Origin of the sequence: Avibacterium sp. 21-594 (assembly GCF_026226815.1) — a bacterium.
In the GTDB taxonomy this organism is placed as follows: Bacteria; Pseudomonadota; Gammaproteobacteria; order Enterobacterales; family Pasteurellaceae; genus Avibacterium; species Avibacterium avium.
In genome coordinates, this window is sequence record NZ_JAKKOC010000001.1 from 1,379,787 (window position 1) to 1,398,605 (window position 18,819).

24 protein-coding genes are annotated in these 18,819 nt (G+C 37.7%); 15 read left to right on the forward strand and 9 right to left on the reverse strand.

Features of this window, described 5'->3' with window-relative positions; genetic code table 11:
* Nucleotides 1–63 precede the first annotated feature (63 nt).
* On the forward strand, nt 64–1,272 hold the full coding sequence (locus tag L5B76_RS06470; RefSeq protein WP_103854383.1) for a tyrosine-type recombinase/integrase: 1,209 nt from the start codon (nt 64–66) through the stop codon (nt 1,270–1,272).
* Between the two features lie 10 nt (nt 1,273–1,282).
* On the opposite strand, the gene L5B76_RS06475 is transcribed toward L5B76_RS06470, so the two are convergent.
* Nucleotides 1,283–1,561, reverse strand: a complete 279-nt coding sequence (locus L5B76_RS06475) for an ogr/Delta-like zinc finger family protein (RefSeq protein WP_265754720.1) — start codon at nt 1,559–1,561, stop codon at nt 1,283–1,285.
* Between the two features lie 474 nt (nt 1,562–2,035).
* On the opposite strand from L5B76_RS06475, the gene L5B76_RS06480 reads away from it, so the two are divergent.
* The 13 genes from L5B76_RS06480 (at nt 2,036) to L5B76_RS06540 (ending at nt 10,400) form a co-directional block, all read left to right on the forward strand.
* Entirely contained in the window at nt 2,036–2,233 is a 198-nt protein-coding gene (locus tag L5B76_RS06480) for a helix-turn-helix transcriptional regulator (protein WP_115248689.1), read from the forward strand.
* Nucleotides 2,234–2,405: 172 nt separating this feature from the next.
* Nucleotides 2,406–3,071: a baseplate complex protein gene (locus L5B76_RS06485; protein WP_265754721.1), complete on the forward strand. Its 666-nt coding sequence runs from the start codon at nt 2,406–2,408 to the stop codon at nt 3,069–3,071.
* Between the two features lie 18 nt (nt 3,072–3,089).
* Nucleotides 3,090–3,770 (forward strand): hypothetical protein, encoded by a 681-nt coding sequence (locus L5B76_RS06490; protein WP_265754722.1) that lies wholly within the window; start codon nt 3,090–3,092, stop codon nt 3,768–3,770.
* 146 nt (nt 3,771–3,916) lie between these two features.
* Entirely contained in the window at nt 3,917–5,017 is a 1,101-nt protein-coding gene (locus L5B76_RS06495) for a hypothetical protein (protein ID WP_265754723.1), read from the forward strand.
* A 247-nt stretch (nt 5,018–5,264) separates the two neighbouring features.
* Nucleotides 5,265–6,254 (forward strand): phage major capsid protein, P2 family, encoded by a 990-nt coding sequence (locus L5B76_RS06500; RefSeq protein WP_265754724.1) that lies wholly within the window; start codon nt 5,265–5,267, stop codon nt 6,252–6,254.
* A gap of 52 nt (nt 6,255–6,306) precedes the next feature.
* Nucleotides 6,307–6,492, forward strand: coding sequence for a helix-turn-helix transcriptional regulator (locus L5B76_RS06505; protein WP_265754726.1), 186 nt, complete (start codon nt 6,307–6,309; stop codon nt 6,490–6,492).
* Entirely contained in the window at nt 6,489–6,725 is a 237-nt protein-coding gene (locus L5B76_RS06510) for a hypothetical protein (protein WP_265754727.1), read from the forward strand. The genes L5B76_RS06505 and L5B76_RS06510 overlap by 4 nt, the downstream gene beginning before the upstream one ends.
* Nucleotides 6,706–6,915 carry a transposase gene (locus tag L5B76_RS06515; RefSeq protein WP_265754728.1) on the forward strand — a complete coding sequence of 70 codons (210 nt, stop codon included), beginning with the start codon at nt 6,706–6,708 and terminating at the stop codon, nt 6,913–6,915. Before L5B76_RS06510 ends, L5B76_RS06515 begins: the two co-directional genes overlap by 20 nt.
* A gap of 134 nt (nt 6,916–7,049) precedes the next feature.
* Entirely contained in the window at nt 7,050–7,559 is a 510-nt protein-coding gene (locus L5B76_RS06520; RefSeq protein WP_265755533.1) for an ash family protein, read from the forward strand.
* Complete coding sequence (locus L5B76_RS06525; protein WP_265754729.1) at nt 7,552–7,968, forward strand: hypothetical protein; 417 nt, start codon at nt 7,552–7,554, stop codon at nt 7,966–7,968. The genes L5B76_RS06520 and L5B76_RS06525 overlap by 8 nt, the downstream gene beginning before the upstream one ends.
* Nucleotides 7,965–8,216: a hypothetical protein gene (locus tag L5B76_RS06530; RefSeq protein WP_265754731.1), complete on the forward strand. Its 252-nt coding sequence runs from the start codon at nt 7,965–7,967 to the stop codon at nt 8,214–8,216. Before L5B76_RS06525 ends, L5B76_RS06530 begins: the two co-directional genes overlap by 4 nt.
* Complete coding sequence (locus L5B76_RS06535; RefSeq protein ID WP_265754732.1) at nt 8,213–9,334, forward strand: DUF927 domain-containing protein; 1,122 nt, start codon at nt 8,213–8,215, stop codon at nt 9,332–9,334. Before L5B76_RS06530 ends, L5B76_RS06535 begins: the two co-directional genes overlap by 4 nt.
* 22 nt (nt 9,335–9,356) lie before the next feature.
* Nucleotides 9,357–10,400 (forward strand): DUF927 domain-containing protein, encoded by a 1,044-nt coding sequence (locus tag L5B76_RS06540; RefSeq protein WP_265755534.1) that lies wholly within the window; start codon nt 9,357–9,359, stop codon nt 10,398–10,400.
* A gap of 1,031 nt (nt 10,401–11,431) precedes the next feature.
* On the opposite strand, the gene L5B76_RS06545 is transcribed toward L5B76_RS06540, so the two are convergent.
* From L5B76_RS06545 to ribH, 8 genes are all read right to left on the reverse strand, one after another.
* Nucleotides 11,432–11,710 (reverse strand): hypothetical protein, encoded by a 279-nt coding sequence (locus L5B76_RS06545; protein WP_265754733.1) that lies wholly within the window; start codon nt 11,708–11,710, stop codon nt 11,432–11,434.
* A 179-nt stretch (nt 11,711–11,889) separates the two neighbouring features.
* The gene (gene yfaE, locus L5B76_RS06550) at nt 11,890–12,138 is read right to left on the reverse strand and encodes a class I ribonucleotide reductase maintenance protein YfaE (RefSeq protein ID WP_110478933.1); all 249 of its coding nucleotides are present in this window, start codon (nt 12,136–12,138) and stop codon (nt 11,890–11,892) included.
* A 593-nt stretch (nt 12,139–12,731) separates the two neighbouring features.
* A complete protein-coding gene (gene dapB, locus L5B76_RS06555; RefSeq protein ID WP_265754735.1) occupies nt 12,732–13,544 on the reverse strand; it encodes a 4-hydroxy-tetrahydrodipicolinate reductase in 813 nt (270 codons plus the stop codon).
* A gap of 12 nt (nt 13,545–13,556) precedes the next feature.
* Nucleotides 13,557–14,192 (reverse strand): LysE family transporter, encoded by a 636-nt coding sequence (locus tag L5B76_RS06560; protein ID WP_250350161.1) that lies wholly within the window; start codon nt 14,190–14,192, stop codon nt 13,557–13,559.
* Nucleotides 14,192–14,701: a phosphatidylglycerophosphatase A family protein gene (locus L5B76_RS06565; RefSeq protein ID WP_265754736.1), complete on the reverse strand. Its 510-nt coding sequence runs from the start codon at nt 14,699–14,701 to the stop codon at nt 14,192–14,194. Before L5B76_RS06565 ends, L5B76_RS06560 begins: the two co-directional genes overlap by 1 nt.
* A gap of 6 nt (nt 14,702–14,707) precedes the next feature.
* Nucleotides 14,708–15,733 (reverse strand): thiamine-phosphate kinase, encoded by a 1,026-nt coding sequence (gene thiL, locus L5B76_RS06570; protein WP_250350159.1) that lies wholly within the window; start codon nt 15,731–15,733, stop codon nt 14,708–14,710.
* A gap of 21 nt (nt 15,734–15,754) precedes the next feature.
* Complete coding sequence (gene nusB, locus L5B76_RS06575) at nt 15,755–16,183, reverse strand: transcription antitermination factor NusB (protein ID WP_265755535.1); 429 nt, start codon at nt 16,181–16,183, stop codon at nt 15,755–15,757.
* 14 nt (nt 16,184–16,197) lie between these two features.
* Nucleotides 16,198–16,671 carry a 6,7-dimethyl-8-ribityllumazine synthase gene (gene ribH / locus L5B76_RS06580; protein ID WP_265754737.1) on the reverse strand — a complete coding sequence of 158 codons (474 nt, stop codon included), beginning with the start codon at nt 16,669–16,671 and terminating at the stop codon, nt 16,198–16,200.
* A gap of 858 nt (nt 16,672–17,529) precedes the next feature.
* Here ribH and L5B76_RS06585 point away from each other — a divergent pair.
* Nucleotides 17,530–18,741, forward strand: a complete 1,212-nt coding sequence (locus L5B76_RS06585) for an aromatic amino acid transport family protein (protein WP_265754739.1) — start codon at nt 17,530–17,532, stop codon at nt 18,739–18,741.
* The last annotated feature ends 78 nt before the right edge of the window (nt 18,742–18,819 follow it).

The following is an 18,819-nucleotide window of genomic DNA, read 5'->3' on the forward strand; positions in this document are numbered from 1 at the left end:
GAGGGATTTTTACGAGGGATCTAAAAGGTTAATTATCCTTTATTTTTCATAAGGTTATGAGATATGAGCAAAATTGTTAAACCTTTAACCAATACTACCCTTCAAAATCTAAAGCCTATGGCGAAAGAATACATTAAATCTGATGGGCAAGGGCTTTACATTAGAGTAAAGCCTAATGGCGCTAAGATTTGGTATTTCGCCTATAAATACTTTAAGAAGCATAAGAAAGTTAGTTTAGGGGCATTCCCTGATTTATCTTTGGCAAAAGCTAGAGAAATTGCGCAGGAATATCGCACGCTACTTGTGCAGAATATTGATCCGCTAGGTTATAAAAATGCACAATTTGAGCGCTTGGAGAATGATATGATGACTTTAAGGGAGTTGGCGATTAAATGGCGAGATCGGCGATTGCAACAAGGAAAGGTAAAAGAGCAAACCATTAAAGAGGCTTTTCGGCGGCTTGAAGTTTATATATTCCCCGTTGTTGGAGAGATGAACATTAAAGAAGTGAGCTTAAAATCTATTTTTTCTGCACTTAGTCCGCTTAAGCATTCTAATACACTTTATAAAATTAATGTTTCTTTAAATCAGATATTTCAACTTGCGGAAGATGAAGAATTAATTATTAAAAATCCATTAAGGGGAATTCATAATGAATTTAATTACATTCAGGCGGTGCATCAGCCAACAATTCCCCCAAGCGAATTACCTTATTTATTTAAAGTATTGCAAAATGCGAATATTCAGCGCCCCACCGCACTTTTAATAGAATGGCAGCTATTAACAATGTTGCGTTCTGCGGAAGCGGTACGGGTTGAATGGTCAGAAATTGATTTCAAAAATAAAGTGCTACATATTCCTGCTGAAAAAATGAAAGGAGGAAAACGGCCGCATAGCGTTCCTTTATCTACTCAAGCCTTATATATTTTAGAGCAAATGCGGCGATATAATGGAAATAGGAAATATGTATTCTCAACCTATACCGCACCTTACACTAATCATATGAGTACACAGGCGGCAAATGTGGCGCTAAAGCGAATGGGATTTAAAGGGCTTTTAGTCGCCCACGGTTTGCGCTCTATTGCTAGTACCTATCTTCACGATCTTGATGTATTTTCTTCTGAAGCTATTGAACTATGTCTTTCACACGAAAATAAAGGCAAGGTTCGGGCAGCTTATGATAAATCGAAAAAGTGGAAATCAAGAATTGAGATTATGCAAACTTGGGGGGATTATGTGGAGAAATGTAAAATAGAAGCCATCAAAGCCTAATTTTTAGCCCCTATTTATTGGGGCTAGTTTCTTTTTGTAATGCAGCAAGCATTTTAGCCTTATCTTCTGGCGAAAATTGGCTTATAAGTGTGTTAATAAAAACGTCTTTATCCAGTAGGCTTGTTCTTGTGGTATGACTAAATTCTAAATTCATTACAAAACGATGCAAGCATTCTGGATTATTGCAAGAACAATAAAGACGGCTAAAGCCTTGAAGTGGTCTTTCTGTTCTTGTAATTGTTGCGCGGCTTTTGCAAACTGTGCAATAAATTTTAAAGGCTCTTGGCATTGTTCAATCTCTTAACTGTAAAAATTTTTTGGTATATCTCTCACGTAAAACGAGAAATTTTCTTTAATTTCAATAGATTAATCGTTTAACATTCTATTTAGTGATTTTTTTAACTGAAATTCAGTGAAATTAACTGTAATTTTTTCAGTTAAGAAAATAGGACGAAAAGGGTTTATTTCTTTTATTTTCAATGTATTACATATTTTTGATACTGAAAATTAACTGAAAAAATCACAATTTTTGACACAAAAAACGCGGGAGTGGGATTGCTTTTTTCGTGCCGTATGACGTGACGTAGGATTTTACCCGCACAATGGAAACTTTCTAGCCATTTTAATTAATTTGTTCATCTTGTTATTGTGATAATTAATATCACAAGGCAAATTCATTTAATCCCTATATTAAATCCCCTAATATTTATCTATGTAATTAAGTGCTATAGCATTTATAGCCGTTCAAATTATAGGAGTATAAATGAAAGAGAAAAAAGAACGCTTTATTTCACTAGATGAAGTTATTACAAGAACAAGCCTTAGCAAATCTACCATTTATAACTATATGCGCGGGGGGAAATTCCCTAAAAGTATTACGATTGCAAGTAATCGTGTTGTGTGGTTAGAAAGTGAAGTGGATAGCTGGATTGAAGAAAAGTTAAGAAGAAGAGCGAAATAAATAGCCCTAGATAAATTTTATTATCTAGGGCTAGATGCTCACGAAAACAAAAAACGAGATATAGTTTAATATAGTTATTTTCTTGAAGTATAAGAATATTTCAAGAACCCTTGTTTAATCTAAAGTTATAAATTAAACGTAAATATTATACCAACAAAAAAGGAAAAATAAAATGCCTGAAACAACTGAAAAAACTGAAACAAAAAGAAAATCTCCTGCTATTCTAATTGCATTAAATGGCAAACCCATTCTTATGCATAATTTAAGTATCACTGGTACTTTTAGACGAGAAGAAGCGGATATGAGCGGTCGTAAATCTAGCACAAAAAAAGCAGATAAAGGGATAAAGTCGAAAGAACTCCACGTTAAAGGAATGATTCCATATAGAGAGGAAAAATGGCTAACTGATCTAATTAATTTAGCTGAAGGCACTGATGGAACAGGTGGACAAATTAAATATAGAGTTTCATCAAGAACTGCGCAAGCAATGAACATTAGAGAAGTAAAATTCAGCGGTGAAGTTGATATTGTAGAACAAGATGACTTTATGGCTTGGAATGTAAGTTTTATTTTAAAAGAAGCTAATAGTGTTAGCGAGAAAAAAGAAAAACGCAAACCAAAACCAAAGAAAATAGTACAAAAAGAAAACCACCCTAAAGCACAGCCTACACAGGCTAAACCAAATAAAGCTGAAGAAAAAATTGATGGCACAGAAAAAGATCCGAGCTTTTCAGGCCGTTTAAATCAAGGCGATTTTAAAGGAGCAGCCAAAAAAGGATTAGAGAAAATATCTTCTATTTTCTCAAGTGATAAAAGCCAACCATCCCCAGAAAAATAATACTACGGAGAAAAAACTATGTTAGATACCATAACTCAAAACGAAACTTTTATTCAGAAAAAAGCGGAATACGAAGAGGCGCTAGAAGCATTAAAAAAAGCGAATGATGAAATCGCAAAGAAACAAGAAATTATTAATCGTAATAATGCAATTATTCAAGCATTGCAAGCTGAAAATCTTGAACTTGAACAGAAATTAGATGGCTCATTAGACGTAGAAAACGCTGATCTAGACTTTGCTGAATTTGATAAACTCTCCGATCAACTTAATTCAAATACAAGAAAAATTACTTTATTAGAAAAATTGAATAAAGAAACAGAAAATAAAATTGAAATTTTCAAACTTGAAGAATACAGCAAAGCAGCTTCAGAAGCCAGATCAAAATATTTTAAATTAAATAAGTATGTCTATGAGCTTACGCAAGAACTTATTCAAGATGAAGATATTATAAAAAACCTAAATTTTCTATGCGGTATTTATGTAGAATGCTTAGAAGATAGAGAAATAAACAAACTGAAACAGCTACATATGACTGTAGAACAAGTATTTTTAGAAGATTTAAGTAAGAAGGTAAGACCATTTATTAAGAATCCCGAAAAATCCCCTTTAGGAATAGATAAGCCTAAAATTCTATATCAGACTCTAGGCACTGGCTTCTTTGCCCGCCGCCGCTTGCAAGAACTCAAAGAAAAACAATAATTCACGCCATTAAGCCGCCTTGTGCGGCTTTTCTTTTCTCTCTTTACGCATTCCAATTTACACCGCCTAGCACGATATAGCACTTCACAACTGTAATAATAAACAGTATAATTCTGTAAATAAAAACAGACTAGAGGATTTGTTCTATGGACATTTTTAAAGATCAAGATTTTATTCCATTGCGTACCTTTATAAATACGTCTTTAGATCTTTTTGGCAAAGAGATTAGCTGCGAAGAATTAGCTTACTTAATATTCTTTAAAATGATTAAGTTATATATACATATATCAGGAAATCAAGAGATGTTCTTTATTGGCAAGGAGATTATTGAGGAAGAACCTATTTTAAGCGTATGTGGTGAGATTGATGAGTACTATTTTATTAAGTATGATGATAAAGAAGAAATAATTGATAGAGAAATAATAGAAGATAACAAAAAGGTTTTGAAAAATGAATTTAGCTCTATTACATTAGAGTTAATAGAAAAAGGAAGAATAAATCAAAACAAAGGAGGAATACCACTTTTTCAAATCATTGATAATAGGACAAAAAAGCCAATTTACTTTGCAGAAAAAGCCATAAGAATAAGTAATAGCTTTAAATTTAATGGATATTTTCCTTTTATTGTTGAATTTGAAGAAATAGTAAAATTATATAAAGGAATACTTGAAAACAAGGAGGCTTTGACATCGGCAAGAAATTTAACATATGGATTTTTTATTGATTTATTGAAAGGAGACTACAACAAAGAGACAATTGAAAATATTGATATAATAGAGCATTTTATTTGTTTATATCTTACAGTTGATATTGCTACTATTTTTATTGATATAAAGAAATTTTTAAAAGAAAATTTTAATTTTATAGATAATTTATATATTCATAGAAAGGATATTGAGGGAATAATTAAAAATGGAGAAATCACAAGTCCTATATTAAAGGAATATAACAAGAATAAACAACTCAAAACACAAATTATACAATTAAAAAATAAACTCACTTACGACGGCAACCCAACAGAAATCAATACATTGAAAAGTATTATTGCTGGGCTTCTTTGCATTATCGATCCTAGTCGCCCTATAGATAGACGTTATTTAACCAAAAGCGGGAAATTAAGCAAAAATAAACTAGCTAATGATGTTGAGAAATGCTTAAAAACACTAAGCCCTGAAGAGATTAAAAAAGTTAGCAACCGCACTATCAGAAATCATTTTAGTAAAATCACCAAAAGCAAGGCAAATTAGGCCTTGCTTTTTTATTGCCATAAAAATCTTGTAATTCATACAGAAACTTGCCAAAAATAAAAATTTTTAATTTATATATCAATATATTATGAAAAATAATGGCGATTTTTGGCAAGTTTTCACCATTGAAATTTCTTTTTTCCTACCATTCCCCCCGCAAACAAAAAAAAGCAGTTTTCGGCTTTGGCGAGCGTAGAAAAAACATTTTTTTGATTTTTTGACACCAACCATACATAGGAGAAAAACAATGGATTTTTTAACCGCACTTCACCAATACAGAAAAAACAAGGCAAAGCAGTTTAATGCCGAAGATCAGTACAATAAAGACGCTTTCTCGCTAGAGAAAGACGAAGTTCAAGCAATGCTTGAAAAAATTACCCAGCGTTCTGATTTCCTCAAAGCAATTAACGCAATCCCCGTTCATAATGAGCAAGGGCGGAAAATTTTCGGGCCTCTCAAGCCCAATATCACAGGGCGACAATACCTAGAACGCCATATCATTGAACAATCTGATCACGAAGACGGCTATCAAGTGTATGAAACAGATAGCGGAATTACATTGAAATGGGGAATGCTAGATCTTTTCAACCTTTACCCAGAAAAATTTGATCAGTTGATTGATGAATTTGTTTTAGATCAAATCGCCGCCAATATTATGCAAATCGGCTGGGCGGGTAAAAGCGTTGCGCAAAATACGGCAGCCGTTGATCTTTCTGACGTGAATAAAGGCTGGCTAGCTTTGCTTGCCGAGCAAAAGCCCGAAAATGTGAAAGCCACGGGCAAAAACGGCAAACTAAAAATCTTTGGTGAAAATGCTGATTATGTCAGTTTAGATGCCTTAGCCATTGCCCTAAGAAATCAATTAGATGAACACCACAGAAACCGCAACGATCTTGTCTTTTTAGTGGGTGCTGGGTTATTGGCACGGGAAGAACAGCCGATCACCAGCGCAACCCCAGCAGAGCAGGATAAAGTAGGTTTGCAAAATCACTATATCACTAATCAATTCGGCGGAATGAAAACCCTCACCCCGCCACAGTTTCCACTTTATGGCGCAGTAGTCACGACATTACAGAATTTAAGTCTTTACACGCATAACCGCAGTGGGCGCTATTCAATCCGACAAGATGACGAAAGAAAGCGGGAAGTCGTGAGCTATTGGCGCTTTGAAGGCTATGTTGTGGAAGATTTGGGCTTAATGGCAGCGGTTGATCCTGCAATGGTGATTTTAGGCTAATTCTAGCGGCGTAACCGCCCAAGGGTACGCCAATTTTAAAGGAGTAAACACAATGACGCTTTTAACCTTAAAAGAATTACAAGCAATGAAAATCGGCGGCAGAACAAAAATCTATCACCTAGTAAAAATGGGCGATTTTCCAAAGCCGATCAAAATTGGCAAACGTAGCTTATGGCAATTAGAAGACGTGCAAGCGTGGCTAACAAAACACAATCCAAATAAAGGGCTAACACAATGAGCAGCGATGTAATGACAATCATACGGATATTTATTCACCTATCTGATAACGAAAGAATAAAAGTGCTTATTTCACTGTATGAAGATATTCACCGAGAAGAGCATAGCAAGATGAAAAGCTCACCTTTTGGGCAAATTTATAACGCCCTCAATCGCCTTTCTTTACGGCAAAAGAAAGAATTAATTCAACGGCTTGAACAAGGGTATGCAGAAAGTGAAAGGTTTAAAAATTAAATGCCCAGAATGTGGAAAAGCATTGAATATCCGCACATCAGAACGCCCTAGCGCGTGCGTAACACAAGCCCTTGTTTACTGCGTGGAATGCGATATTAAAGGCACAATCACCGCCCAATTAAGCGACATTAAAAAAGGCGTATTTAAACCGGTTACACCCAGCCATAAATGGCAACAAGATCCCAAATGAACGGGGCAAAATTCAGGCAAAGAAAAAGCGCACCTGTGATCTGCCAATCGTGCGCTTTAAGTTCCCCTTAATAACCAACAAGGTAAGGATTTATGAAGGATTGTTTCATTATGATTAAAAATAACCATAAATCAATGAGTAATATTACACTAATAAGAAAAAATAACAACTTATTTTCAATTATTCACGCATATTTATTGACAAATGCCCAAGCTTCAAATTATGCTTTCCCCGCTTTCGCAAAATCGAAAGCCAGCCGTGAGAAGCTGAATATACCAAAGGCGAACAGCACGCCAACCCGTGCTTTTTTTGTTCGTAGATTTCACACACCCAAAAAAAACCGCCCAGCGGTAATTCTCTCTATGATGGCGTGTAGTGGGCAATCCTTGCGATTGGCTAGTTTTCCTTTGGTACTAGTTTCTCACCCTGCTACACGCTATCGCCAAACCGTGAGAAGTTTCGCGATAGCCTTTAATCAATCAACCAAAGGACTATCAGCAATGATCTACAAATTCCAATTAGTCGGCTCTCGCCTACACGTTTCAACCTATGCCAAAAGCGAAGCGCACGCGCGCCAATTCCTAAACCTCACCCCACAAGAGGCGATTTGCTTTGCACGTATTAAGGGGGGGCGCTATGTGTGAAAATCAAATAAAGATCGCTCAATATTGGTTAGATCAGGCAAAGGAAAAATACGCAAAAAAGCAGATCAAAGAAGCAAAAGAAAATCTAATGCGTATTGAATATGCGATTTATCCTTTACGCTATCCAACTAAAAAGCCACCTCAAGTGAAACAACCCAAACTAGAGCCGACACCACTTAAACCCGTGGAGCATTCAAAAATGAATAGCGCAGAACCTAAATCGCTATTTAATCACGGTGATCCACTAAATGATCAACAAGCTAAAGCGGCAATTAAATTTATAGAACAGCGATTAAACGCCGCAAAAGTTTATCACCACAACGGGAATATGTGGGGGGTTACTCATTCCATAGAAGCAATTATTAACAGTTTACCTACTCAAATTAGTAAAAATAGGGGGAAAGAATGAAAAACAAATTAGAAGAAATTAAAGCACTTAGCGAACAACTAAGCACTGAATTAGAAAATTTGACAACATTTCCTTATTTTTATGAAACCTTGACCGCATTCAATTTAGGTGAAGCTCCTAGTAAAAAAATAGGACGACTAAATGCAATGGCACAAATAGAACAGGTTTACCTAAAGCACATAGAAAGCCTACAAGAGAAAATACATTCTCAATTAAGTGAGTTAGTAACATCAGAGGTTAAATTATGATGAACGGAAAGAGAAAATATCAGCCAACCAAACCCAAAGCGCAAGAAGATCAAATCATTTTAATTGGTGATGAAGCGTGGCAAGCGTGGGATAACGGAAACGGCACATTATGGCAAATGCTCAATGAAAACTTGCTTAAATTAGGCTGCGATTTCAAGCCTTATATTTTTGGCGAAAATCCGCTTAAAAATATCCCCGCACAAACCCTTGCGCCAAAAATGCAAGAATACATTAAACTGTTTGAATGCGGGCAATTAAGCGAGCAACAACGCACAGCAATTTGCCATAATTTAGCCACCAAAACCGCCGCAAAAGTGGTTTCTTTGCATAATGTCGCAACTGGGGAATTAATCGAAAACTTCAGCCCCTATATTGAGCGCATACGCAAAGGCGAAGCGGAGGCAGCGAAACTGATCGCACAAGCCAGCATAGACCAAAACGCCCTGAAAACCTCGCCTTATATTGATTATCGCGAAAACGGGCTACTTGAGGGGCTATTTTATGTTGTACCAAAGCTAGACAAAGATACGGGCGAAGTGCTGCGGGAAGATTTGAAATGGATCTGCGATAAACTGGAATTAATCGGCAAAGGTAAAAACGAAAACGGCGATTATTTCTATATTTTCCAATGGCACAACCCAGACGAAAAAGAACCCCGCATTGAGGCCATAAATTGCGGTGATTTTGGCACTGATACCGCTTGGCGCTTACTCAAAAACCAAGGCTTTAAAATGACACCGAAAACAGGGATTGCACAAAACCTTGTTGAGCATTTTCACGCCTTGGGGCTGAATGTGCAATCTTGGGCGGTTACCCATTCCACAGGCTGGCATAATGGGGCGTATTTATTGCCTAGCGGTGAGATTTTGGGCGAACCTAGCCAACCTATTATCTTCAAAAACAAAAGCGCCAATGCGGGCGGCTATGGCACCAAAGGCACGCTTGAAAGCTGGCAGCAAGAAATTGCCCGCTATGCCAACAAAAACACGTCTATGATGTTAGGCATTGCTACCGCCTTAGCTAGCCCGCTTTTACGCCTGATTAATGCAAAAGTTTTGGCGTTCATTTATTTAATTCTTCAAGTAAGGGAAAACAACCACGCTGAACATTGCCAATAGTCTTTATGGCAACCCTGATTTAATTGATTTAAGCTGGAACACCACAGCCACCGCCCTAAATAACGAAGCGGCAGCCAGAAATGACGGCTTCATTACCCTTGATGAATTAGGGCAAGCCAAAAAGATTTATGACGTGGAAAATATCGCCTATTCACTTTTCAATGAAAAAGGGCGAGCAAAAGGAATGAAAGAAGGCGGCAACGATGAACTTTCACGCTGGAAAATCACCGCACTTTCAACGGGTGAAAAAGACGTAGAAGGCTTTTTGCAATCCAAAGGGGTAAACATTAATGCGGGGCAATTAGTGCGGCTTTTGAATATTCCTTTAATCGAAGCCAATCACTTACACGGCTTTGCCAATAACAAAGCCCACGCCGACCACCTGAATGAAGCAAGCCTAAATCATTATGGCGTAGTGGGGCGGGAATGGATCAAATACATTGCCGAAAACAAAGCCTTTATCAAAGCAGAATATCAATGCTATAAAACCGAATGGGCAGAACGCCTTGCCAATAACACCGCCGCACAGGTGCAAAGGGTAGCAAGCAATTTTGCCATATTAGAAACCGCTTTACAGACCGCACGGCATTTAACCTTATGGGCGGAAGCAGATAATCGGGAATGCTTAATTCAATCCTTCAATGATTGGCACATTGATTACGGCACAGGCGAACGGGAAGAAGAAAAAATTATTGAGTTCTTCAATGGCTGGCTTGATGAAAACGCAGAAAGCGGCTTTATTCAAGTTCCTGAACCCACCACGCAGCGGATTATTCAAAAAATCTTGGGCTATCGCATTCTAGATGGCTTTTGCGGTGAAATTGAGCATTTTTATATTCACCCTAAAGCCTTTAAAGACGTGATTAAAGAAAGCGAATTTCCCCGCAAGCTGGTATTTGAAGCAATGGAAAAGCATCAAATGCTGAAAACTGGCACGGAACAAAAACAAAGACCCTATCAGCACAAAGTGCCTACACAATTAGAACGGTATATCAACAGCAAGGGAAAACGCTTTTTTATCGTCTATCCTGCCTTAATCGAAGAAACAGAAAAAACCGAAGAATAATCACCGCACTTACTCAATAAGCCAGCTTTACAAGTTGGCTTTTTTTTGCTCAACATCTTACAACACCAAGCAAGCTATAAAATAAAATTTTACTAGGATAGATAAAATAAATTGGGAAAATGGGAAAATATCAATATAAAAATATATTATATTATATAAATCAATAAGTTATAAAAAATCATTTTCCCAAATTTAAAATAATTTTCCCAAAATGAAGAAAATTTTCCCAAAAATCGCCTTTTTTTTCCCAAATTAAGAAAAAATCATTCTCTCAAACAAAACGCACAAAAAATAGACAAAATTATAAAATTCCCATTTTTCGGGGTGATTTTTCCCAAAAATTTAAGCATTTTCCCATTTTTATTTTTTGCTTAATTCATTGAATATAAAAAGAAAAATGGCACTTTTTCCCATTTTCCCATTTTCCCAAACGTTTTCTACACTCAGACAAAAAAATTTTTTTCACGCTGCTAGAAAATTTTTTTGCTTATTGACTAGTAACCAAGAATATTAAAATTTTTCATTATGCTGATGATGTTTGATGGTTGATAATCCAGCTAGGGCAAAAACTAGCAAAAATAACAGTGATCCCAAATGATCCCTTTTTTCAACAATCGAAATAAAAAAGCCTTATAATACAATGCCTTAAATTACTGAATGGCGAACCCTCTCACCGCCATTCTACTACTTTTCTACGTTCGCCTACGTTCAAAATTTCAAAAAAATGCAACAGAAACAATATGTTACTGTTTGTCTTTGTTCATTTTTGTTTTTCTTTGTTTGCTTACATCCACACTTTTTAGATCCCTCACCTTAAAGGGATTTTTACGAGGGCTCTAAAAGGTTAATTATCCTTTATTTTTCATAAGGTTATGAGATATGAGCAAAATTGTTAAACCTTTAACCAATACTCCCCTTCAAAATCTAAAACCTATGTCGCCAAGATTTGGGATTTCGCCTAATATGGGACATTCTTGCCTTCAATAAAAAAGCCCGCTAAATAGCGAGCTTGTTGTCCATTAACTGATTATTTAATATTGACCAAATAATCGATTTATTTTTTCTTCTTTCGTTAGCGTTGGGTCTCGTAAAATTTTAATAATCCAAATAGCACCTAATATTAGGGGAATGCCAGGTAAAATTAGCGCATATAGCAAACCACGATAGTATTCATCACTTAATGGGATTAAGTCGAGCAATTTCACACCATAATGGGTATAAACGAAACCAACAAGAGCAAGCAGAATAAATGCAAATATTCGCTTAAAACCTATCATTGCTAATATAAAACCGGTACTAAATTCATTCATCGTTTATCTCCAAAATTTATACATCTTCAATCTACCAAATACGCGTCAGTAGTCAAACTATTTCGCTCATTATTATTGCAATCTCCTTAATTCCGTAAAGCGATATTATTTTCCCTTGAAAAAGCGTTAAAGTTAAATATATCGATTATAATCTTGCTTTTATATGAAAGCACCCCACCTCATAACTCCAACTCTAAATCACTTTCCACTTGGCAGCAGCAAAGTAGCACTTCGTTTTCATTTACAAAAGCAAGTGGAGGTTCATTATAGCGGACTTTACCCTTTTTTATTTTTGTGCGACAAGCGCCGCAATAACCCGAACGGCACTGATATTCTGGATAAATGCCGTTGATTTCTAATTTTTGAAGCAACGGCATTTCGTTGTGGTGTTCAAGGGTGATTTTTTGTTTTAATAGGGTGATTTTCATTTTTTAAAGTGAGATATTGGAATAGTCGTATTTGAGTAAAATTTTCTTTTTCCTGAGATAAATTTCTTTTTTCTTTGTGATTAATAACGGGTTCGCCGTTGGCAACTTCCTTTCTTTTGTGTTTCCCAACTGGAAGCAAGTAAAGTTTTTATGTCGCAGTTAAATCACTTTTTTCTTTGGAATTGATAACGGATTTCGCTCGTTGAGCGACCTACTTTCTTTTGCTTGCTCAAAAGAAAGTAGGCAAAGAAAAAAGCCCCAGCTAAATTACTGATCTTCATTTCAATAAAATTTTCTTAACGAAAAATCAGCCTGATGTTCGCTACGCCCTAGTTCGGCATGATTTTTCTAAAAATTGCATTGAAATGAAGGCAATTTACACGGGAGATGATAATACGCTTTCATAGATTGTATCTACCAATCCCCCTCTTTAGTAAAGAGGGGTTAAGGGAGATTTGTTCTGAAAGGCACTTCACCACCTACGAGCCGTAGGCGGTTAGGTTATACAGCCACGCCGTGGCTGGAACGAGGGAATTTTCTTTATACCTTCTAAAAATTAGAAAAATCCCACCGCACTTTTCCCCAGACAAACCTTAAAGCTCATTCAAACTCAACACATCTGTCATATCAAACAAGCCCTGTTCTTTACCTGCAAGCCATTTTGCGGCGCGCACTGCTCCATTAGCAAAAGTCATTCGGCTTGAGGCTTTGTGAGAAATTTCTACACGTTCACCAATATCTGCAAACCACACACTATGTTCACCGACAACATCACTGGCACGAATTGTAGAAAAGCCGATTTCATCACGTTTACGCTCACCCGTAATCCCTTCACGGCAAAATACCCCGTGAGTTTTGAGATCACGCCCCAAGGTTTTCGCAATATGTTCCCCCATAGATAACGCTGTGCCTGATGGTGCGTCCACTTTGTGGCGGTGATGGGCTTCAATAATTTCAATATCACAATAATCGCCCATCACTTTGGCGGCTTTTTCAAGTAATTTAAAGACTAAATTAACCCCGACACTATAATTAGAGGCAAAGACAATCGCAATTTGCTCCGCAGCTTTGTTAATAGCCTGTTTCCCTGCATCATCAAATCCTGTTGTGCCAATCACCATTTTTTTCTGGTGTTGAACGCAAAAATCCAAGTGTGCTAACGTGCCTTCAGGGCGAGTGAAATCAATGATTAAATCGAAATGATCTTTTTCTGCGTTTAAATCATCAGAAACTTTCACGCCAAGTTGCCCAATTCCCGCCAATTCACCCGCATCTGTTCCGACCAATGATGAACCTTTGCGTTCAAACGCTGCACCTAATTTTACGCCTTCTGCGTTATGTACGGCCTGAATTAATTGGCGTCCCATACGGCCACCAGCCCCTACCACGGCAATTTTTAATGTCATTTTCTACTCCTGTTACGAGGTGAGTTCAATAATGGTGGTTAAGCCCGAATAAATCAGTTCACCACCGAAAAAGAGGAAAACAATTCCCGCAAAATTGTCAATATAGCGATTGTAGCGATTATAAAAATCACGAACGATTTTACGCGAAAAGAAAAATGCAATTAAGATAAAATAAAGCACACTTTCCAAGGCTAATAGGAGAATAATCAACATAATTTCTGTATTATTTGATATGCTCGCCATAAAGCCTGACATCACACTACTAAAAAAAACGATCACTTTAGCATTGCTCAGATTGATCAATAATCCTTTCATAATTTCACGTGAAATAGGGTGATGTATTTCTTGATGTGGTTTTAGCGTGGCTAACTGTGCATTTTTCGTTACTTGCAACATCTTTATACCACAATAAGCTAAATAACCTCCCCCTAAACACATAATAATATACTGTACGAGGTAATTGGTTCGATTAATTATAGCTAGCCCAAAAATAACTAAAGTCGCCCAAAATAAAATACCGAATCCAATACCTATTGCGCCTGCAATCGCATTACGCTGGCTTTCACTGGCCGCTTTGCGACTTACATAAAAGAAATCTGGCCCCGGGCTAAGTAAACCAACAAGATTAACGAATAATACGGTCCACATTAAATAAGACTCTCCATAACAACAGATAAACAAAGATGTATTGCGATAATGCTATAAATTGCTGCCAGTACATCATCAATCATAATGCCAAAGCCGCTTTGCAACTTACGATCAAAATAGCGGATAGGATAAGGTTTTAAAATATCGAAAACACGAAATACGGCAAAACCTATTGTACACCATAGCACATTGATTTCTGGTAACACAGCAAGCACCATAAAAATACCAACAAATTCGTCCCATACTATCGCACCGTGATCGTGTACGCCCATATCATCAGCAGTTTTCTGGCAAATAACGCAACCTGCAATAAAACACAGTGCGGTGAAAAAAAGAAAGATTTTTAACGGCATTACCTGCAAAAGTGCCGCACCGATTAATGTGGCGGCTAAACTTCCCCAAGTTCCGGGGGCGGGACGAAGCAAACCTGAACCAAACCCAACGGCAAGCAAGTGAATTGGGTTCGTTAATCGCAGAGAATGACGTGGATCTTGTTGAATTTTTTGCATAATCTTTTATTTAAAATGATCGAAACCTAAGCTCTGTGGCATTGCCACTTCTACGCCATGGCGTAGAAGTTGAATGGATTTTTTGTTAGCCGGACGCAAAGCACGTAATTGTCCAATGCAAGTGTAATTCACGCCAATATGACTTAAGTGTTGATCTAATTTTGCACGCAAATCATCTGGCACAGTAAAACAGAGTTCATAATCTTCCCCCCCAGTTAAGGCAAATTGCTCCGCTTTAGTTAAACCAAACGTATTAATTAATGCCTTGGACAAAGGAAGTTTATCTACATTGATCACCGCACTACATTGACTACGCGCTAAAATATGACCAAGATCAGCGATTAAACCGTCGGAAATATCAATGGCTGAACTCGCAAGCGATGATACCGCCAATTCTAATCCAAGTAACACTCTTGGTGTGGGACGAAGATGACGCTTAATTAAATAATCCTGTTCAGAATTAGACAAATTTTGCACCGCACTTTGATTTCTCACCGCATTAGGCGAATTGAGTAATAATGATAACCCACCAGCACTATCACCAAGTGTACCTGATACATAAATCCAATCACCCACATTGGCACTATGGCGACATAATGCTTTCCCTTTGGGAATAATCCCTTGTGCGGTAATGCTAATCACGTGTAAAGCACCTTTGGTGGTATCACCACCGATCAGATCAACATTATAATGATCAAGGATTTCAAAGAAACTTTGGCTAAATGCCTGTAACCACGAATGATTAATATGAGGGAGTGTTAATGCAAGAGAAAACCAAGCTGGTTCAGCGCCCATTGCCGCCAAATCACTCAAATTTGTTGCGACAGCTTTATAGGCAAGATCGGCGGGAGAGATAGAGGGCAGAAAATGGGTATTTTCTACCATCGTATCCGTTGTAATGGCAATACGTTGATTTTGCCGATGTTCAGTAATGGCACAATCATCGCCAATAGCCAGAATGACATCTTTACGAGAAGGGCGCTTAGAGGCTGTAAAATAACGCTTAATTAAGTCAAATTCACCTTCACTCATTACAACCCTTCCATGAAATAATTATTTACGTGATAACGCTGGGGCGACTTTATCCAATACCCCATTCACATAGCGGTGGCTATCATCCGCACCAAAAACTTTTGCTACTTCAATTGCCTCATTAATCACCACTTTATAAGGCACATCTAGTTCAAATTTCAGCTCATACACGGCTAAACGCAAAATAGCACGCTCAATGGGATCTAATTCCTCAAGGCTACGATCCAAATAAGCCGTCATTGCGGCTTCCACCGTATCAATATTTTCGGCTGTTTGACGTAATAATTTGCGGAAATAAGGCATATCCACGCCTTGCATATCCTGTTCGGTAACAAAAGCTAATTCCACTTCATCAATAGGATTTTGTGAAATATCCCAAGAATATAATGCTTGTACGGCACATTCTCTTGCGCGACGACGTTGGCTTGGTTTCTTTACTTTATCATTCATCACAAATTCAGCCATTATGCGTTATCAATTTGAGCCAATAGATTCACCATCTCTAAAGCAACTAAAGCCGCTTCTGCACCTTTATTACCCGCTTTAGTGCCTGCGCGTTCAATGGCTTGTTCAATATTTTCCGTTGTTAAAACCCCGAACGCAACAGGGATCTCTGCCTGCATAGCTACTTGTCCTAGCCCACTGCTCGCTTCACCTGCAACATATTCAAAATGTGCTGTACCACCACGAATCACAGTACCTAATGCAACAATCGCATCATATTTTTTGCTTTCTGCTAAGCGACGAGCAACTAAAGGTAATTCATAAGCACCGGGGGCGCGCACTAAAGTGATATTGTCATCTTTGATTTGACCAATACGTTTTAACGCATCTAATGCGCCTTCTAATAAACTTTCGTTAATAAAGCTGTTAAAACGAGCAATCACCACCGCAACTTTGGCATTTGGTGCTGCAATCGCGCCTTCTAATACTTTCATAATCTGTCCTATGTTTGATGTTATGGAAATAGGGGCGGATTTTATCATAAAAATCAAGGTTGAGATATTTTATTCTTGTGGTTGGAGGGATTTTCTTTGTGGTTAATAACGAGTTTCGCTCGTTGAGCGACCTACTTTCTTTTGCTTGCTCAAAAGAAAGTAGGCAAAGAAAAAAGCACCCGACTAAATTGCTTATCTTCATTTTTAACAAATTTTCTTAACGAAAAGTAAGCCCATACTCGCTGCGCTGCGTTCAGGCGTTACTTTTCTAAAAATTTGTTAAAAATGAAGGCAATTTACACGGGAGATGATGATACGCTTTCAATAGGTTGCACCTACCAGTCCCTCTCTTTAGTAAAGAGGGGTTAGGGGAGATTTATTCTTAACTTTACCACCTACGAGCCGTAGGTGGTTAGATAGTACAGCCACGCAGTGGCTGAGATAAGGGAATTTTCTTTGCACTTTCTAAAAATCCAAAAATTCCCACCGCACTTTAAAATTCACCCTAACCGTATTCCCCGTCCAAACCGCCCGAATGGAGATAAAATTTTTAGAAAAATCACGCCGAGCGAGAGCGTAGCGAACATCAGGCTAATTTTTCGTGAAGAAAATTTTATTGGAATGAGGAAAAGCGGTTTGATCGGGGTTCCTTTTCTTTGCTTACTTTCTTTTTGGAACGCAAAAGAAAGTAAGTCGCCAACGGCGAAACCCGTTATTAATAACAAAGAAAAAAGCAATTTAACGACAAAACAAAAAAACAATTTGTAAAGAAATAAAAACACCCTGTAAAAAAATGATTACATTTACAAAAAAGTGCGGTAAAATCTACCGCACTTTTAGTTTAACTAGGAAAATATTATGAAAAACAAGACATTTGGAAGTGCCTTGCTTGTTGCGGGGACGACAATTGGGGCGGGGATGTTGGCGATGCCGCTCACTTCAGCAGAAATGGGCTTTGGCTATACGCTCGCATTACTCTTTATCCTGTGGATTTTGCTTTCTTACAGTGCGTTGCTATTTGTTGAAGTGTATCAAAAAGCTGAACGCAAAGACGCAGGAATTGCGACACTCGCTGAACAATATTTCGGTATTACAGGGCGTGTGTTAGCGACGCTTTCGCTAGTGATTTTTATGTACGCCATTCTTTCCGCCTATGTAACAGGTGGCGGTTCGTTATTAGCGGGATTATTGCCGTTTTTAGGGGATAATGCGACTTCCGTTTCTATCGTGCTATTCACGGTGGTGCTAGGCGTGTTTATCGTCATTAGTACAGGTGCGGTGGACGCACTCACCCGTTTATTATTCGTGATTAAACTGGTGGCGTTTGTGCTGGTGTTGGCAATGATGTTGCCATTGGTAACAAGCGATAACTTGCTTGCAATGCCATTGAAAGATTTCTTGATTGTATCGGCAAGCCCTGTGTTCTTCACGTCATTTGGCTTCCACGTTATTATTCCTAGTATTAACAAATACTTAGATGGTGATATTCGCCGTTTACGTATTGCCATTATTGGAGGGACAGCAATCCCATTAGTGGCTTATATTTTGTGGCAAATGGCAACGCACGGCGTTTTTCCACAATCTGAATTTGTGCAAATTGTAAATAATGATCCGACATTAAATGGGTTAATCAATGCCACCTTCCAAGCGACGGGGAGTTCATTAATTAGCGGTGCGGTAAGAACATTCTCAACCCTTGCATTAGTTACCTCTTTCCTTGGCGTGGCATTATCACTGTTTGACTGCTTAGACGATTTATTAAAACGTGTAAACATTAAAGCCAATCGCATCCAACTCGGTTTACTGACTTTTATTCCACCACTTGCTTTTGCTTTATTCTATCCAGATGGCTTTATTGCGGCCTTAGGCTATGCAGGACAAATGTTTACTTTCTATGGTTTAGTGTTACCCGTTGGAATGGCTTGGCAAGCACGGAAACGCTATCCTGATATGCCATACCGTGTACTAGGCGGAAATATAAGCTTATTTATTGCCTTGTTATTAGGATTATTAATTATGAATGTACCATTCTTAATCCAAGCGGGTTATTTACCACAAGTGATTGGTTAATAAATTGATTTAACAGAAAATTTCACTTAAGCCGATCATTAGATCGGCTTTTTTATCCATATCACAAGGCTTATACCT

What these genes read in the sequence shown, in the direction of transcription:
- L5B76_RS06470 (WP_103854383.1), top strand. Translation starts at nt 64, where the DNA reads ATGAGCAAAATTGTTAAACCTTTAACCAATACTACCCTTCAAAATCTA.
- L5B76_RS06475 (WP_265754720.1), bottom strand. Translation starts at nt 1,561, where the DNA reads ATGCCAAGAGCCTTTAAAATTTATTGCACAGTTTGCAAAAGCCGCGCA.
- L5B76_RS06480 (WP_115248689.1), top strand. Translation starts at nt 2,036, where the DNA reads ATGAAAGAGAAAAAAGAACGCTTTATTTCACTAGATGAAGTTATTACA.
- L5B76_RS06485 (WP_265754721.1), top strand. Translation starts at nt 2,406, where the DNA reads ATGCCTGAAACAACTGAAAAAACTGAAACAAAAAGAAAATCTCCTGCT.
- L5B76_RS06490 (WP_265754722.1), top strand. Translation starts at nt 3,090, where the DNA reads ATGTTAGATACCATAACTCAAAACGAAACTTTTATTCAGAAAAAAGCG.
- L5B76_RS06495 (WP_265754723.1), top strand. Translation starts at nt 3,917, where the DNA reads ATGGACATTTTTAAAGATCAAGATTTTATTCCATTGCGTACCTTTATA.
- L5B76_RS06500 (WP_265754724.1), top strand. Translation starts at nt 5,265, where the DNA reads ATGGATTTTTTAACCGCACTTCACCAATACAGAAAAAACAAGGCAAAG.
- L5B76_RS06505 (WP_265754726.1), top strand. Translation starts at nt 6,307, where the DNA reads ATGACGCTTTTAACCTTAAAAGAATTACAAGCAATGAAAATCGGCGGC.
- L5B76_RS06510 (WP_265754727.1), top strand. Translation starts at nt 6,489, where the DNA reads ATGAGCAGCGATGTAATGACAATCATACGGATATTTATTCACCTATCT.
- L5B76_RS06520 (WP_265755533.1), top strand. Translation starts at nt 7,050, where the DNA reads ATGAGTAATATTACACTAATAAGAAAAAATAACAACTTATTTTCAATT.
- L5B76_RS06525 (WP_265754729.1), top strand. Translation starts at nt 7,552, where the DNA reads ATGTGTGAAAATCAAATAAAGATCGCTCAATATTGGTTAGATCAGGCA.
- L5B76_RS06530 (WP_265754731.1), top strand. Translation starts at nt 7,965, where the DNA reads ATGAAAAACAAATTAGAAGAAATTAAAGCACTTAGCGAACAACTAAGC.
- L5B76_RS06535 (WP_265754732.1), top strand. Translation starts at nt 8,213, where the DNA reads ATGATGAACGGAAAGAGAAAATATCAGCCAACCAAACCCAAAGCGCAA.
- L5B76_RS06545 (WP_265754733.1), bottom strand. Translation starts at nt 11,710, where the DNA reads ATGAATGAATTTAGTACCGGTTTTATATTAGCAATGATAGGTTTTAAG.
- yfaE (WP_110478933.1), bottom strand. Translation starts at nt 12,138, where the DNA reads ATGAAAATCACCCTATTAAAACAAAAAATCACCCTTGAACACCACAAC.
- dapB (WP_265754735.1), bottom strand. Translation starts at nt 13,544, where the DNA reads ATGACATTAAAAATTGCCGTGGTAGGGGCTGGTGGCCGTATGGGACGC.
- L5B76_RS06560 (WP_250350161.1), bottom strand. Translation starts at nt 14,192, where the DNA reads ATGTGGACCGTATTATTCGTTAATCTTGTTGGTTTACTTAGCCCGGGG.
- L5B76_RS06565 (WP_265754736.1), bottom strand. Translation starts at nt 14,701, where the DNA reads ATGCAAAAAATTCAACAAGATCCACGTCATTCTCTGCGATTAACGAAC.
- thiL (WP_250350159.1), bottom strand. Translation starts at nt 15,733, where the DNA reads ATGAGTGAAGGTGAATTTGACTTAATTAAGCGTTATTTTACAGCCTCT.
- nusB (WP_265755535.1), bottom strand. Translation starts at nt 16,183, where the DNA reads ATGAATGATAAAGTAAAGAAACCAAGCCAACGTCGTCGCGCAAGAGAA.
- ribH (WP_265754737.1), bottom strand. Translation starts at nt 16,671, where the DNA reads ATGAAAGTATTAGAAGGCGCGATTGCAGCACCAAATGCCAAAGTTGCG.
- L5B76_RS06585 (WP_265754739.1), top strand. Translation starts at nt 17,530, where the DNA reads ATGAAAAACAAGACATTTGGAAGTGCCTTGCTTGTTGCGGGGACGACA.